Consider the following 14,922-nt stretch of genomic DNA (forward strand, 5'->3'; position numbering starts at 1 on the left):
TTGTTGCTGGCCATGACGTTGTTGACGCATTCTCGTCGGTTGCAAAATATGTAGACCGGTCTATTATGGGACTATGACATCCAAAGGAGACCTGACAAAGGCCCGGCTCGCAGAGTCCATGCTCGAGCTCATCCAGACCAGCGGCTACAGCGGCACGGGCCTGAACGCTGTGATCGAACACGCCGCAGCGCCAAAGGGTTCGATCTACTTCCACTTCCCCGACGGGAAGGAGGGCCTGGGCGTCGCAGCGGTCGAACTCGCCGGGAAGGAGTTCGAGACGCTGATCGCAGAGGCCGCAGTTTCCGCGGGCGGTGCGGCCGAGGCTGCCCGCGCCGCGATTGAGGCCCTGACGACCATCGTCAGCGAGAGCAACTTCCGGCTGGGTTGCCCGGTGTCCGTCGTCACTCTGGAGATGGGCGCGGAGAGCGAGCGACTGCGGCAGGCGTGCGCCACTGCTTTCGAGTCGTGGATCGCGCCGACGGCCGCGTTGCTCGAGGCCAGCGGCGTTGACGCCGGGGAGGCGCGGTCTCTGGCGACCGTTGTCGTGTCGACGATCGAGGGGGCGGTCATCGTCTCTCGTGCCATGCAGAGCACCCAACCGCTCATTGCGGCCGCTGACGTCGTGGCGGAGCTCGTCAACCAGCGCTGCCAGACCATTGGGAGCACGCGATGACGCCACACGAAGACTCCCGCCACGCCCTGGTCTTCGGGGCCTCGGGACTGGTCGGTCGGCACCTCGTCCTGACCCTTGCCGAGGCTGGTGCGAACGTCACGGCGGCAGTTCGGACCGCCGAGTCCGCAGCGCGTGTCGAGCGATGGGTCAGGGAGCATGGCCTGACACGGAGCATCACCACGACGATCGTCGACTTCGATGCTCCTGAGATCGTCGCGGGCGGCCCATCGGCGTTCCCGTTCATCACCGAGATCCACAACTGCGCCGGGTCCTACCGGTTCGGGATGACCGCCCAGGAGGCACGCAGCGCGAACGTCGGCATCGTCGAGAAGTTGCTCGACTTCGCCAAGGACCTCCCCAACCTGCAGCGCGTCGTCCACGTGTCGGGCTACCGCGTCGGCGGACAGGACCCCACAACCGTTCCGTGGTCAGACGACCACCGCACCGCGGTCTATAAGGAACTCGGCGCCTACGAAGCGTCAAAGGTGGAATCCGACGCCATCTTCCAGGCCCGAGCCCTGGAGCGCGGAGTCCCCTGGACCATCGTCAATCCGTCCAGCGTGATCGGCGATAGCGTGACCGGGGAGTCCGACCAGCACATCGGGCTGGCCACCACCATCGAGCAGATCTGGGACGGCACGGCAGCGGCGTTGCCCGGCAACGAATCGACGTTCCTCCCGGTCGTCACGGTCGACTATCTGGCGGCGTTCATGGCAGCAGCAGCGGTCGATCCGGCTGCTGCGGGCATGGCCTACTGGGTTCTCGACGACGCCACCCCGCCTCTGGCTGACCTGCTCACGCACGTCGGCCGGCATCTCGGCGCGAAGGTCCCCCGGGTAAGGATGCCGATCGGCGTCATCAAGCGGCTCCCGCAGCGGATCACCAAGGCGGATCCCGAGACGCTCACCTTCATGTCCGCCGACCGCTATCCGACACAGTCCGCCATCGAGTTCGCCGACAGACACGGGATCCAGACGCCCAACGTGCTGGTGTCCCTCGAACGGTGGGCCGACCACCTGGCCGCGCATCGGTTTGGTGCCGTCACGACCGACGGCCGTCGATTCGTCGACGCTGGCGGTCTGAGGACATTCGAGCTCGGCGTACCCGGATCCGGCCGGGTGATCCTTCCCGGCTTGCCAGTCAACGCAGACACGTGGGCCGAAGTGACGTCGGGCATCGGCGCGCGAGTCGTCGACCTGCCCGGACTTGGCCTCAGCGGCGGAACGGGCGTTCAGGACTGGGAACAGTGGCTGCCCGCTGTGCTGGGTGGGGAACCTGCTGACCTCATCGGCCATTCCATCGGTGCGGCTGCGGCAGTAGTCGCGGCTGACCGGTTCCCGGCGCAGGTCAAGTCCCTCACGTTGATCGCACCGTTCTTCCTCCAAGCCCCAATGGGCGCCTCGGCCAGACTGCGGCCGCTGGTATGCACCTACTTGCGACACACCGAACTGGCACGGCTGTCACACAAACTGACCAGATCAGAAACGAGCGCGGCTGCTCTCGAATCCAGTGTCAGCGACCTCAAGCGAAGCAGCGCCAGGAGGGTGGCCGAGCATCTCGCCCTTGCGGGATCGAAGCAGTGGCGTGCCGAACTCCAGGAAGCGCTTGGGCGATTCAGCGGCCCGGTCCGCATCATCACGGGAAGCGACGACCCAATCGCCCCGGGCGCGGTTGAGCAGCTCGAGTCACTTCCCAACGTTGAGCTGATCTCGGTGCGGGGTGCCGGGCACCATCCGCAGCTGACCCATAGCGATGCTCTCGTCGATCTGCTCAAAGGACGGTCGCGTGACAAAGACGCCCGAGGTTTCAGCCGCTGACAGGGATACGGGCATCCGCGCCCGCATCGACAAGGCAGTCCTGGATGCGACTGCCGACCTGGCGCGGTGGCGACGTCACCTCCACGAGCACCCCGAGCTCTCCAACCGGGAAGCCCTCGGCTGCCACGAACCTGCTGCGCAGGCCGGACGTTGCGTTCAAGGCGATGAGCGATGACACCGCTCGCTTCCAGGTCAACCATGCCCAGGTAGAGCGAAGTCGGCAAGCCCGCGACCAGATCAAGGACACCAGTCCGGTCGCCCCGGCGGTCCGTCACATCGACCGGACGGTGGAGTTCCTAGACCTGGTCACCGCCTGCCACTCGTTCATGGCCGCGGCCGGCCGTGCGGTCCCGGGCCTGCGTGATCGCACGCTCGGTGAGGACGAGCGCACGATCGTGCACGAGAACGTCGCGAAGGTACGGGCGACGCTGGACTGGATCGAGACCGCGGTCGACACGGGCAAGGTCGACATGGACGGCGAGCTGGCCCGTCTGCTGAAGGGCGAGTAGGCATGCCCCGCGCCTCACGGCGTCGGGGCGACGCCGCCAAGCGGCATGCGGACACCCTGCGGTTCGTGCTGTTCGAGGCCCGGCCCGCCGGGCTGTTGTTCTACGAGCTGACCCGCGCTTCCGGGCTTTCTGATAGCCAGGTCAGGTCCGGTCTGGCCTGCCTGCGCGACATCATCGCGGAGAACGGCTGGCCTCCGCTGATCTGGACCCGGGCCGACGGCTACCAGCTCGGCGCCGAACCGGCCGCCCTCCAGGCATACGAGCGGGCCGTGCTCACCGGGAAGCTCACCGAGCTCCGCCGGTTCCTCACCGGCACGGTCGCCCCGCACGCGGCCGCCCACCCGGGCTACAAGTGGGTCAAGCACATCATCGCCCAGCTCAACTCCATCGAATCCGCCCTCGATCTCGTCGTCTCTGCCTGACCATCACGAGCGGTCCGCCCGGTCTCAGGCCGGGCGGACCGCTCACCAATGAATGGAGGGAAGGCCGCCGCCATGCGTCAGCGCCGCTATCCCTCCGACACCACCCGCGCCGAATGGGCCCTGATCGAACCGCTGTTGCCCGAGCCAGCATGCGAGACCAGAACCGGTGGTCGGCCGGAGAAGCACCCTCGCCGCGAGATCGTTGACGCGATCCGCTACGTCGTGGACACCGGCTGCAAATGGAGGGCTCTGCCTGCGGATTTCCCGCCCTGGCGCACAGTTTGGGGCTTCATGGCACGCTGGGCCGCTGACGGCGTGATCGGACAGATCCGCGATCACCTCTCGGGCCGGATCCGCCGTGAGATGGGCCCGGGCGGTCGCGACGGTGATTGACTCCCAAAGCGCGGGGCTGTGACGACCCGTCGTCTGCCGTGTCCGCCCGCTCCAGGGCCGCTGGAAGCCTATGCGGCACGCTTCGATGGCCTGCTCTCCACACCGGCACAGCGCCGCGGGTTCCGCGAGTACCTCGCGGGGCTGCTGCTACCGCGGGGCCGGAACAAGACCCTGACCTGTCTGGCCGGCACGGAGCCGGTGGTCGGTGCCCAGCACCCCTCGGTGCAGAGGTTGCAGTTCTTCCTGTCAGAGTCGACGTGGGACCACGAGCGGGTCAACGCCCGCAGGGTGGAACTGCTGCTGGCGGATCCCGCAACCGCGCCGCACGCGGGCGGGGTGCTGCTGATCGACGACTCCGGGGACCGCAAGGACGGGAAGACGACCGCACACATCGGGCGGCAGTGGCTGGGCCGGCTGGGCAAGACAGACAACGGCATCGTGACGGTGACCACCTGCTGGGCTGATGAGAACCTCTACTACCCGCTGCACGCGGTGCCCTACAGCCCCGGCCATCACTTTCCCAAGGGCAGGAGCGATCCCGGCTTCCGCACGAAACTGCAGATCGCCGCAGAACTCGCCCGCACCGCCAAGGCCACCGGGGTGGCCTTCCGGGCCGTTGCCGCCGACTGCGCCTACGGCGACCAGGACAGCTTCCGCAGACAACTCAGCGAGGCGGAACTGCCGTTCGCCATGGCCCTCAAGCCGAGCCACGGCACCTGGGCCTACGGCAAGGACGCCTACACCCCCGCCGACGCCGCCCGCGCCCTGACCTGGACGGAACCCGAGCATCCCGGCGACTGGACCGCTGTCGAGCGCACCTTCCGCGACGGACACACCGAGACATGGTGGGCCGCCGATGTCCATCTCGGCTGGTGGGGACCCGACGGAAACGTCCGCCTGATCGTGGCGACCGCAGACCCGGCCACGCCGCCCGCGAAGGCCACCTGGTACTGGCCACCGACCTGCCCCGACCCGGCGGCCCCCGCGAGGCCGATAGTCCCGAACCCGCCGCTGACCTGCACGAAGTCGTCCGGATCTACGGCATCCGGCACTGGATCGAGCAGAACTACAAGCAGGTCAAGGACGAACTCGGGTGGGCCGACTTCCAGGCCCGCTCCGACACCGCTATCCGCCGCCACCAGACGCTGGTCACCTGCGCGTTCTCGTTCTGTTGGGACGCCTGGTTCAGTCCGCCACCCGAGGTTTCGCCCGGCACAGCACCAACGGAGCCGCCCGAAGAACCGGGCCGGCCCGAGAGGGGGCCCAACCAGACCCCACCAGCCCCACACGGCCAGCCGGCCCAAAGCAATACGCGCCGTCCGGGCCTGGCTCGTCCCCTGGACCAGCCTCCAACGATGCTGGCGAGCCTGGAGCAACGCACCCCCGCCACCCGAACTCCAAGCCCTGATCAACGCCGTCGGCGCAGGCCACCCGCTTGACCTCTATTCCCCGGCTTAACAAACCACCGCTAGGGTCCTTGGTGCTCGATCAGCTCAGCCTTGAACGAGCCATTGAGGGCCTCGGCCGTGACATTGAGGCTCCTATAGTTCGTCAAGTTGCTTTCGTAGCTGTCCGTGATGGAGCCGACGGACGCGGTCGCGCCGGCCTTCGGCAACCGATCGCCGTAGCGGATTGAGTCCGGGGTGTGGGCCGCGGTCGCTGTGATGAATCAGACCCAAGCCCTTCTTGATTCCACGCCGCCAGAACGCCATCTCCAGGGCGTCCAGGGGGAGATCGGTGCGCATGTGGTGGCGAGCTGCCGCCCGACAATCATCCGTGAGTACACGTCCGGGACGAAGGCGATGTAGTCCCAGCCCGACCACGTGCGGATATAGGTGAGGTCGGCGACCCACAGCTGATTGCGACGGTGGGCGGTGAAGCGTCGGTGGACCGGGCCCGGCGGTCTGGGGTCGGACGGCTCAGGAATGGTGGTGCGGCGCCGCTGTCCGCGGGACCACACCTTCCAGGCCGTCCTCGCGCATCAGCCGCTCGAAGGCGCGCCGGGCCGCGGCAAGGTCCTTGCGCCGCGACTGGGGGTGAGTCCGCCGGGCTCCGTAGGTCTTGCCCGAGGCCGCATGGATGCAATGTATGTGCCCAATGTCCGTTCACCGCGCATGCACCGGGCAGACTTGGGCCGCCGACGGCGGGTGCGGACGCGCGCGGTGAGGTGGGGTGCGTTCACGGCTCGCCGGCGGGCCCTTTACGCGCTCGGGCGTACGCTGCGTTCGGCGATGCGGATCAGGGGGCGCTCGGGTACCAGGCGGCTGACGACGCGTGACACCAGGGCGTTGCCGGCGCCGTCGACGACGGTCGCCTTGCGTCCGCCGAGCGCCGCGAGTGCTGTGGCGACGACCTGCTGCGGTGTGCGCCGGGCGCCGACCGACGCGTTGTCACCGGCCACGTCGAAGAACGGGGTGTCGGTGGCGCCCGGGCAGATCCCGAGGACGGTCACACCGGTGCCGCGGGTCTCGCCCCAGAGGGAGCGCGTGAAGGACAGGACGAATGCCTTCGTCGCGGAGTAGACCGCCATGTGCGGTACCGCCTGGAATCCGGCCGTGCTGGCGACGTTGATGACGGTGCCGCGCCCGCGCTCGATCATGCCGGGCAGGAGCCGGGTGGTGTTGCCGACGAGCGTGCCGACGTTGAGCTGCACCTGGGAGGCCATGTGGCCGGGGTCGGCCTCGGCGAGGTCGCCGTGCGAAGCGAAGCCGGCGTTGTTGATGAGGATGTCCACGGCGACGTCCTGCTCGTCGAGCCTGCGCGAGAGGGTCTCGGAGGAGTCGGGCCGGGAGAGGTCGAGGGCGATGGGTCTGACGGTCACGCCGTGCTTGGTCCGCAGGGCCGAGGCGAGTTCCTCCAGCTTGTCTTTCGAGCGGGCGACGAGGACCAGGTCCACACCGCGGGCAGCCAACTGGCGGGCGAACTCGGCGCCGATCCCTGACGAAGCGCCGGTGACGACGGCCAGTTGGGAGGTGAGAGTGTCCGAGTAGTTCATATCTGTCTCCATACCTACTTGAAGGTTTTTTTCTTGTTGATGAAAAAGCCGGGCGTGCCGACGTGCGTGATGTCCGGCCTGCCCGCGTTCAGTGAGCTTCGATGGTCGCCTCAATGACTTCAGCGAGAACGCCCGCCGCACGGCGCAGCTCTTCGGGATTGGCACGCCCCGTGGCCTCGAGGACACCCTTCAGTCCGTCGAACGCACCTACGAATACGGTCGCCAGTGCGTGGGCGTCGGCCGAGAAGTGCAGGTCGCCCGCGCGGGCGCCGGCGAGGAGGAGTTCTTCGACCAGGCCGACCCACTCCGCGAGAACGGACACTTGGGCGTGTTCCTGCGGTGACTCGGTGGTGAGCTCACGATCGAGCCGCACGACGGACCATCCCGCGGGTTCGGCGATGACGAGGTCCACGAGGACGGGGACGAGTCCCCGTACCTGCGCGGCCGGCCCTCCGAGCCCCTCGAGCCGCCTGCGCACATGCGCAAGCATCCCTTGCTTCTGATCGTCGACGACCGCATGGGCCAGGGCGGCCTTGCTCTTGAAGTGGAAGTACACGGCGCCCTTGGTGAGACCTGTCTCGCTCACCACGTCGTCCATCCGGGCCAGGGCGTACCCCTTGGCATCGAAGACACGGGCGGCGGCGCGCAGAATCTCCCGGCGCGTCGCAGCGCCCTTCGGTGTCAGTTGGTCCACTGGCCTTCCCATGCCCCGATACTAAATACCTTCGAGTCGGTTTTTCAAATTGATCAAGAACCGCATTGCCCGGAGGACCCCGGCCGAGGCGAGCAGCGAACTGGAGTGCGTGGCTTGATCGGCCGGATGTCGGTGCCCGATCCGGGAATCGTGGAGGCGACCCGGACCGCCCTCGACGAGGCCCTGGCGGGCCGCCCGCTGGTCTCAGCCGAGCGGTTCGCTCGTCCATGCGCTCCCTGTACGCCGAGCTCCGGCTGCGCACCCTGATGCGGTCGGCGCGAGCGATCGGCTGCTATCCCGGTGGGAACACGCCGGTCCCCACGCGGTCCTGGCCGTCCAGGACCGTGTCCGAGGGGCCGAAAAGCGGCACAGCTGGATCAGTGTTGTGGCCAGCGAGGCTGCCGAACTGCTGCCCGCGCCACCGGCGATCGACGGCAACCCCCGCGCGGATCGAGGACAAGGCCGCCTTCAACATCCTGCTCGTAGCGGCCTGAGTGCCGGAGCAGGTGCGGATCCCAGGCCTACGCGTCGGGGGAAACTGCCCCCTCTGGTCAAGATCCGGCGCGCCAGGTCGGTGCGCGGCAGCTGGTGGTGCAGTCCACCAGGGCTGACTCCGGCGGAACAGTGCGCAGACCCTGCGGTCGCACGATCAGTGGAACAACTCGTCCGGTAGCAGAAGTCACACGACAACCAACGCTCAACTACTGGCGCAGGACACTAGGCAGCCCTGGTCTGGCGCCGGTAGCCGCCCGGGGCCAGGCCGTACTCCCGCTTGAATGCTCTGGCGAAGGAGAACTCCGAGCCGTATCCGGTGCGGGCGGCGACCGTCGTCAGTGAGGCATTGGACTCGCGCAGCAGACGGGCGGCGGTCGTCATGCGCCAGCGGGTCAGATAGGCCATCGGCGGTTCGCCCACCAGCGAGGCGAACCGTCGGGCGAAGGCGGCGCGGGACAGCCCTGCCCGCTCGGCCAGCGATTCGACCGTCCACTGGACCGACGGGTCATCGTGAATGGCCGACAGGGCAGGCGCCACCGCCGAGTCGCCCAGGGCGGCAGCCCACCCCTGGGCGGCGGTCGGGGGCTGATCGTCCAGCCAGGCCCGCAGGATGTAGAGGAGCAGCGAGTCGATCAGGCTGGGCACGATGCCGTCCGAGCCGATGCGTGGGTTTTCCAGCTCGGAGCCGAGCAGTTGGACGGCGGCGCTCAACTCCGGATGGCGGCCGTGCCGCGTCGGCAGATGGATCACCTCGGGCAGGTGGCGCACCAGCGGGTGCGGGCGCCTTTGGTCCAGCTGGTAGTCGCCGCACAGGAGACTGGTCTCGGGGCCCTTGCCACCGAGCGTGAGCGAGCCGATCGGTGAACCCCGTTGGAACTGCTCCGCCGTGGCCGCCACGGCCGGGGTGGAGGGATGATCGGCGAGGATATGGCCCCGCCCGCTGCGCAGGAAGATCACATCACCGGGGCTCAACGGGATCGGCTTCAGATGCGGTGGTGTGTCATTGAGGGGGACCAGCCAGCAGGTCCCGTACAGCACCACATGGAACCCGGCCCCTGCAACCGGTGGCAGCCGCACGCCCCAGGGGGCGCGGCCGTTGGTCCGTACGGATGCCGGGTGCCCGGTGCGCATCGAGGCCAGCGCCTCGGTGAGGATATCCATCCGCCTTGCTCTCCCTGGTTCGGCCCGTCGCGGTCAGACCGTCAGGACAATCTTGCCCCGTACGTGTCCCGAGGCGACCAGCTCATGTGCCTTACCGGCCTCCTCCAGCGGGAACGTCTCCTCGACGTGCGGGCGGATCAGGCCCGCGTCGACCAGGTCGGCGATCGCTTCGAGCGCGGCGTAGTCCGGCTCGACCGAGATGCCGGCGAAGCGCCGCCCGGCCGCCTCGACGCGTACGGCGAGCTCCGGGTCGGCGTGTTCCACGATGCTGATGAGTACGCCGCCGGGGCGCAGCACACCGAGCGAGAGATCGCCCTGGGCCGTGGAGTCGAAAACCACGTCGGCGTCCTTGACGGCCTCGGTGAAGTCGGTGGTCCGGTAGTCGATGACCTCGTTGGCGCCGAGGCCGCGGACGAAATCGTGCCGGGCCGGACTGGCCATGGCGATCACATGGGCGCCGTGTGCCTTCGCGATCTGCACCGCGAAGTGGCCGACACCACCGGCTGCCCGGTGGATCAGTACCCGGTCGCCCGCCTTGACGCCTGCCGCCTGTACCAGGCCCTGCCAGGCCGTGAGCGCCGCGAGGGGGATGGCGGCGGCGTGCACATGGTCGAGAGAGGCGGGCTTGCGAGCCACCTGGCGGGACGGTGCGGCGACGTACTCGGCGTACCCGGTGGCGGCGCGGGGGAAGAACGGCATCCCATATACCTCGTCACCCACCTCGAACCTGGCGCCGGGGCCGGCCTCTTCGACCACCCCGGAAATGTCCCAGCCCACGCCGAACGGCGGCTCACCGAGCAGTGGGAAGGCGCCGGACCTGACGAACACGTCCACAGGGTTGACCGCGCTGGCGTGGACCTTGACAAGAACCTCGCCGGGCAGTGGCTTCGGCCGCTCGGTCTCCGCGATCTCGAGGACCTCGGGGCCGCCGAAAGACTTCTGGAACACTGCGCGCACGGTAACTCTCCCTGGTTCGACCGGTTGATGTCCGGCTTGATGTCCTCAACCCTAGGAAGATCGAATGAGCCGGAGAATAGCCTTCCGTCTCGGCTACATGTCCCAGCGTCTTGTCGGTGCGTACTCTCGGCCATAGACGCCTCAGACGTCGATGACACCCTTGACGATCATGAAGTAAATGATCAGGTTGCAGCGTCCGCCAGCAGGGCCCGAGCGGCGCGTCGGCCTTGCCAGTCCGCACAGCCGGAACTCTGGGGCAGTTGTAAGGCCGGGAACCTCAGCGTCGGGTACCAGCGCCCGCAGAACCACACGTACAGGACGGTTTCATCCCAGCAGATTGAGTTTCCGCGACTACGAGGGCCGCCCGGCCTCCTCGGAGTCGCGAAAGAGCTCTTGTCCTGCGGGTTCCGCTCGACGATCTCGACGCCGATCCCGTGTCTGTGGCCGTGGGCTCCGCCTCGGTCTTCGCCGGACGGTCGCTGGCGCGCGGGCAGGCGTCAGTCGGTGACGAGATCATCCGGGGCGGACCGGGCGAGTTCGGCCAGTGTGGCCAGCGCCTGGGAGAGAACGTCGGTCTGCGGGGAGGCAAGCCCCAGCCGGATCGCGTTGGGGGCGTGGTTATTGCCGACGGTGAACGCGGCGGCCGGCACCACCCCGATGCCGTGCCGGGCGGCGGCGGCGACGAAGGTGTCCGCGCGCCACGGGCGGGGCAGTTGCCACCAGCAGTGGTACGAGCGCGGGTCGCTCCGTACAGCGAAGCCGCCGAGGTGCCGAGCCGCGATCTCCTGTCGTACGGCGGCTTCCCGCTGCTTGGCCTGTACGAGCGCCTTCACGGTGCCGTCCTGCTGCCAGTGGTAGGCCGCCTCCAGTGCGAAGCGCATGGGGGTCCAACCCCCCGAGCGCAGCGACGTGGCGATCTCGCCCACCAGGAAGCCGGGCGCCACCACGAATCCGAGGGTCAGGCCAGGGGCGATGCGCTTGGACAGGCTGTCGACGAGGACGGTCTGCTCGGGGGCCAGAGAGGCGAGCGGCGGCACTTCGTCGTGGAGGAAGGCCCAGATGGCGTCCTCGATCGCGGGGATCCCCGACCGCAACAGGACATCGGACAGATGCTCCACCCGTTCCCGGGGCATCGTAACCGACAGCGGGTTGTGCAGAGTCGGCTGTACGTAGACGGCGTGCAGCGGGCCGCTGCGGTGGGCTTCCTCGACGGCCTCCGGGATCAGCCCTGCTGCATCCATGGCCAGGGGCACGAGGGTGATGCCGAGCCGCGTGGCGATGGCCTTGATCACGGGGTAGGTCAGCTCTTCGACGCCGAGCCGAGCGCCCGGTGGCACCAGGGCGGTGACGACGGCCGAGATGGCCTGCCTCCCGTTCCCCGCGAAGAGCACCTGCGCCGGGTCGGGGCGCCAGCCGCCACGCGCGAGCAGATCGGCGGCGGACTCGCGGACGGCCGGAACGCCGGCCGCGCCGACGGGCCGCAGCGCGTACCCGAGGACATCGGGACGCAACAGCCCGCCGAGCCCGTTGGCCAGAAGCGCGGCCTGCTCGGACACCACCGGATAGTTGAGCTCCAGGTCGATCCGGCTGCCTGCGGGTTCGGTGAGCGCGGGCGCGGATGCACGGGGGACCGCGCGGACGAAGGTGCCGCGGCCCACTTCGCCCAGAGTGAGGCCCCGTCGGGCGAGTTCCTGGTAGACGCGGGTGGCGGTGGAGTTGGCGATGCCGTGCTGCTGGGCGAACTTGCGCTGCGGGGGAAGCCGGTCTCCCGGCCGGAGGACGCCGGCCCTGATCTCCTCGGCCACCGTGTCGGCGACGCTCTGATAGTCCTTCACAGCGCTCTCCTCTCGTCCACGCGCCTCGCCATCCAACCACACAATTGCACCGAGTGCAATAATGCATATTGCATCGAGTGGTTGAGGGCAATATGCTCGCGGCATTGCTTCGATCTCAGCCCGTGCACTGGGCTGAGGGAAACCCCTGTTGGATGCGCCACGAGAGGGCGCGCGACTGCCGGAAAGGAGTCCTGCCAGCAGTGAACACGACCGCATGGTCTCGGTCTCCGCTCGGCCGGACTCCCTTGCTGCTGCCTGACTGTGACCAGTGCGGATTCACCTCCTGCCTGGTAAGGCACGGTACGGTCGTCGGCCTGCTGCGGAAGTACACGGCGGAGTGGCAGCGGGTCCTGACGGGGCCGGGGCTCGATGGCCGGCGTGCGGGAGTGCCTCACTGGTCACCGCTGGAACACGGCTGCCACGTCCGTGACATGTGTCTCCTGTTCCACAAGCGGCTCGATGCAATTTTCGGAACCACACCGATTGCACCGGACCACCGCACCGCGCCGTATGTCGGGCTGGCCGCAGAACGCCCGGACGTCGTCCGGCGCTACCGCGACGAGGAACCGCGACAAGTGGCGGAGGAACTGGGGTGGGCCGCCGAGGCCCTGGCCCGCCGCCTGGCCACGCTCACCGCCGACGACTGGGACCGCGACGGCGCGGGCCTGGCCGACTCGCGACTCACCGTCGATTTCTTCACCCGCCATCTCCTTCACGACATCGCACACGACCTCGCCGAGGTACAGCGCGGTGACCGCTCCGACAGGGCGCGTCCGGAGACGGCGGCGAGACATAACAGCGAATGAGGGGTTCTCATGGTTGAACTGAGCGGGGTCCTCGGCGTGATGGTGGTGGCCCTCGGGATGGTGCTCACCCCGGGCCCGAACATGGTCTATCTCGTCTCACGCAGCATCACCCAGGGCAGGCGCGCCGGGATCATCTCGCTCGGCGGTGTGGCCCTGGGCTTCATGGTGTATCTACTGGCCGCAAACCTCGGCCTGTCGGTCGTCTTCATCGCCGTGCCCGAGCTGTACTTCGCAGTGAAGCTGGCCGGCGCGGCATACCTCGCCTACCTCGCCTGGAACGCGCTGAAGCCGGGCGGCGTCTCAGTCTTCACCCCGCAGGACGTCCCGCACGACTCGCCGCGCAAGCTATTCATGATGGGACTGATGACGAACCTGCTCAACCCGAAGATCGCCGTCGTGTACCTCTCGCTCATCCCGCAGTTCATCGCCCCGGAGAAGAATCACGTCCTCCTCCAGGGCATCGCGCTCGGCTCGATCCAGATCGTGGTCAGCGTCGCGGTCAACCTCACCATCGTCCTGGCGGCCGGAACCATCGCCGTCTTCCTCTCGCGCCGCCCCTCCTGGCTCAAGGCGCAGCGCTACGCGATGGGCACGGCGCTCGGCGCGCTCGCCATCTCGCTGGCCCTCGACACCTCAGTGGGCGGTTCGTGAGTTGATGTCCGTTCCGGACTTGGTTACTGCTTCTTGCTGAAGGTGCCGGGCTCGACCTCGGTGAGGATTCCTATTGTGACCAGGCGTTTCATCTTGGCGCGGGTGCGTTCGACGTGTTTCGGCAGGAGCTCGAAGTCGAGGGCCTGACAGATGTCTCGGGCCCTCAGCGGACCGGTGGTGTCGTTGAAGACGGCGAGGATGCGCGGGTAGTCCGGGTGCTCAGGCAGCTCCAGGCTTCCTGCTGGGTCGACCGTCTGGGCCGGGATTCGGTCGGCAAGGGCGGTGATGGTCGTGCGGGTGATGGCGAGGTGTTCCAGACGTAGTTCGGCCTCACGGAGTTGGGTCTGCAGGGCGTCGATCTGGGTGCGGAGATCGTCGGTCAGGGCCCGGGCGGCGTCTTCCTGAAGGTCGAGTGCCTGCAGGAGAGGGTTCAGGTTCACGCGCCGGCCACCCGCGGATCGCGCCAGGTGAGCGTGTTCGTGTCGGTGAGCCGACGGGCCATGACGTGGGTCATGGCCCAGTAGACGCGTGAGGCGGAGGAGGCCGGACGGTGTTCGTAGTCGCGGACCAGCCGCCGGTGCAGTATCAAGATCCCGAACGTCTGCTCCACCCGCCACCGTTTCGGCTGCGGAACGAATCCGCGCTCCTCAGGGTTCCGCTGGACAATCTCGACGTCGATACCGAGGGCGGCCCCATGCGTGACGACCTGGTTCTTGAAGCCCTGGTCGACCAGGGCTTTGCTGACCGAGCCGCCGGCCGCGACGGCGACCTCGTCGAGCAGAGTGATGCCGGCGGCGTTGTCGTGGACGCTCGCGGCCAGCACGGTGACGGCGATGACCAGGCCGAGGACGTCCACGGCCAGTCCCCGCTTGCGGCCCGGTACCCGTTTCGCGGCGTCTTTGCCCGTTGTGGCCACGGGGACCCCGGTGGACGCCCGGACACTCTGGGTGTCCAGGATCACCAGGGTCGGGTCCTCTAATCGCCGGTTCCTCTCCCGCACCTGGCAGCGCAGGAGTTCATGGATCTGCTGGTCGGTGCCGTCGTCCCGCCAGGCGGCGAAGTAGTAGTACGTCGCGCTCTTCGGCGGCAGGTCGTTCGGCAGGAGAGCCCACTGACAGCCGGTCCGGGACTGGTAGAGGATCGAGTTCACGATCTCCCGCATCGAGTAGCGGCCCTGGTGGCCGCTGACGGAACGGTGCCGGTTCTTCCAGGCCGTGAGCACCGGCTCGATCAACGCCCATTGCTCGTCCGTCAAGTCGCTCTGGTACGGCTTGCGTTCACTCACCCCACCGATCCCAGCAGGCCACCGGCATCGGACCGGCACGTTCTGCCTCCGTCCACACCATCAGGCGACACCAGAACGACTCATATACTCACGAACCGCCCACTCAGAGCCTGCCAACCAGCGTCGTTACGGTCAGGCCCACAGCGCCCCCGCAACCATTCCGGCTCCGCATGGGTCCTCCATATCGGGGTCCCGGGCGGGCCACTGGTGCGTGAGGACAGGGGAAGGC

Annotated in this window: 13 protein-coding genes and 2 pseudogenes; 8 read left to right on the forward strand and 7 right to left on the reverse strand. The window is 68.1% G+C overall.

The features are described from left to right. Positions 1-73 precede the first annotated feature (73 nt). The 6 genes and pseudogenes from EES42_RS36655 (at position 74) to EES42_RS36685 (ending at position 5,272) form a co-directional block, all read left to right on the forward strand. Positions 74-673 carry a TetR/AcrR family transcriptional regulator gene (locus EES42_RS36655; RefSeq protein WP_124722509.1) on the forward strand — a complete coding sequence of 200 codons (600 nt, stop codon included), beginning with the start codon at positions 74-76 and terminating at the stop codon, positions 671-673. Further along, positions 670-2,490: an alpha/beta fold hydrolase gene (locus EES42_RS36660; protein ID WP_124722510.1), complete on the forward strand. Its 1,821-nt coding sequence runs from the start codon at positions 670-672 to the stop codon at positions 2,488-2,490. The genes EES42_RS36655 and EES42_RS36660 overlap by 4 nt, the downstream gene beginning before the upstream one ends. A 116-nt stretch (positions 2,491-2,606) precedes the next feature. Then, positions 2,607-2,999: pseudogene (locus EES42_RS36670) on the forward strand (DUF6192 family protein); the annotation flags it as partial. 2 nt (positions 3,000-3,001) lie between these two features. Next, on the forward strand, positions 3,002-3,421 hold the full coding sequence (locus EES42_RS36675; protein WP_124722512.1) for a RacP protein: 420 nt from the start codon (positions 3,002-3,004) through the stop codon (positions 3,419-3,421). Positions 3,422-3,493: 72 nt separating this feature from the next. Beyond that, positions 3,494-3,763: pseudogene (locus EES42_RS36680) on the forward strand (transposase); the annotation flags it as partial. 69 nt (positions 3,764-3,832) lie between these two features. Continuing rightward, positions 3,833-5,272, forward strand: coding sequence for an IS701 family transposase (locus EES42_RS36685; RefSeq protein ID WP_241196830.1), 1,440 nt, complete (start codon positions 3,833-3,835; stop codon positions 5,270-5,272). Between the two features lie 742 nt (positions 5,273-6,014). Here EES42_RS36685 and EES42_RS36695 read toward each other — a convergent pair. The 5 genes from EES42_RS36695 to EES42_RS36715 form a co-directional block, all read right to left on the reverse strand. Continuing rightward, positions 6,015-6,809, reverse strand: coding sequence for an SDR family NAD(P)-dependent oxidoreductase (locus tag EES42_RS36695; protein WP_124722513.1), 795 nt, complete (start codon positions 6,807-6,809; stop codon positions 6,015-6,017). A gap of 88 nt (positions 6,810-6,897) precedes the next feature. Further along, the gene (locus tag EES42_RS36700) at positions 6,898-7,515 is read right to left on the reverse strand and encodes a TetR/AcrR family transcriptional regulator (protein WP_124722514.1); all 618 of its coding nucleotides are present in this window, start codon (positions 7,513-7,515) and stop codon (positions 6,898-6,900) included. A 705-nt stretch (positions 7,516-8,220) separates the two neighbouring features. After that, positions 8,221-9,159, reverse strand: coding sequence for an AraC family transcriptional regulator (locus EES42_RS36705; RefSeq protein WP_124722515.1), 939 nt, complete (start codon positions 9,157-9,159; stop codon positions 8,221-8,223). Between the two features lie 33 nt (positions 9,160-9,192). Continuing rightward, positions 9,193-10,116, reverse strand: coding sequence for an NADP-dependent oxidoreductase (locus tag EES42_RS36710; protein WP_124722516.1), 924 nt, complete (start codon positions 10,114-10,116; stop codon positions 9,193-9,195). Between the two features lie 497 nt (positions 10,117-10,613). After that, positions 10,614-11,951: an aminotransferase-like domain-containing protein gene (locus EES42_RS36715; protein WP_124722517.1), complete on the reverse strand. Its 1,338-nt coding sequence runs from the start codon at positions 11,949-11,951 to the stop codon at positions 10,614-10,616. 152 nt (positions 11,952-12,103) lie between these two features. On the opposite strand from EES42_RS36715, the gene EES42_RS47705 reads away from it, so the two are divergent. Together EES42_RS47705 and EES42_RS36725 are read left to right on the forward strand one after the other, a co-directional pair. After that, positions 12,104-12,757: a DinB family protein gene (locus tag EES42_RS47705; RefSeq protein WP_323138464.1), complete on the forward strand. Its 654-nt coding sequence runs from the start codon at positions 12,104-12,106 to the stop codon at positions 12,755-12,757. Between the two features lie 9 nt (positions 12,758-12,766). Then, on the forward strand, positions 12,767-13,408 hold the full coding sequence (locus tag EES42_RS36725; protein WP_124722519.1) for a LysE family translocator: 642 nt from the start codon (positions 12,767-12,769) through the stop codon (positions 13,406-13,408). Between the two features lie 23 nt (positions 13,409-13,431). Here the strand turns inward: EES42_RS36725 and EES42_RS36730 are convergent, their stop codons facing one another. Together EES42_RS36730 and EES42_RS36735 are read right to left on the reverse strand one after the other, a co-directional pair. After that, positions 13,432-13,848: a hypothetical protein gene (locus tag EES42_RS36730; RefSeq protein ID WP_124722520.1), complete on the reverse strand. Its 417-nt coding sequence runs from the start codon at positions 13,846-13,848 to the stop codon at positions 13,432-13,434. Continuing rightward, positions 13,845-14,693: an IS5 family transposase gene (locus EES42_RS36735; RefSeq protein WP_124722521.1), complete on the reverse strand. Its 849-nt coding sequence runs from the start codon at positions 14,691-14,693 to the stop codon at positions 13,845-13,847. The genes EES42_RS36730 and EES42_RS36735 overlap by 4 nt, the downstream gene beginning before the upstream one ends. Between the last annotated feature and the right edge of the window lie 229 nt (positions 14,694-14,922).

The organism is Streptomyces sp. ADI95-17, assembly GCF_003846175.1.
Taxonomy (GTDB): domain Bacteria; phylum Actinomycetota; class Actinomycetes; order Streptomycetales; family Streptomycetaceae; genus Streptomyces; species Streptomyces sanglieri.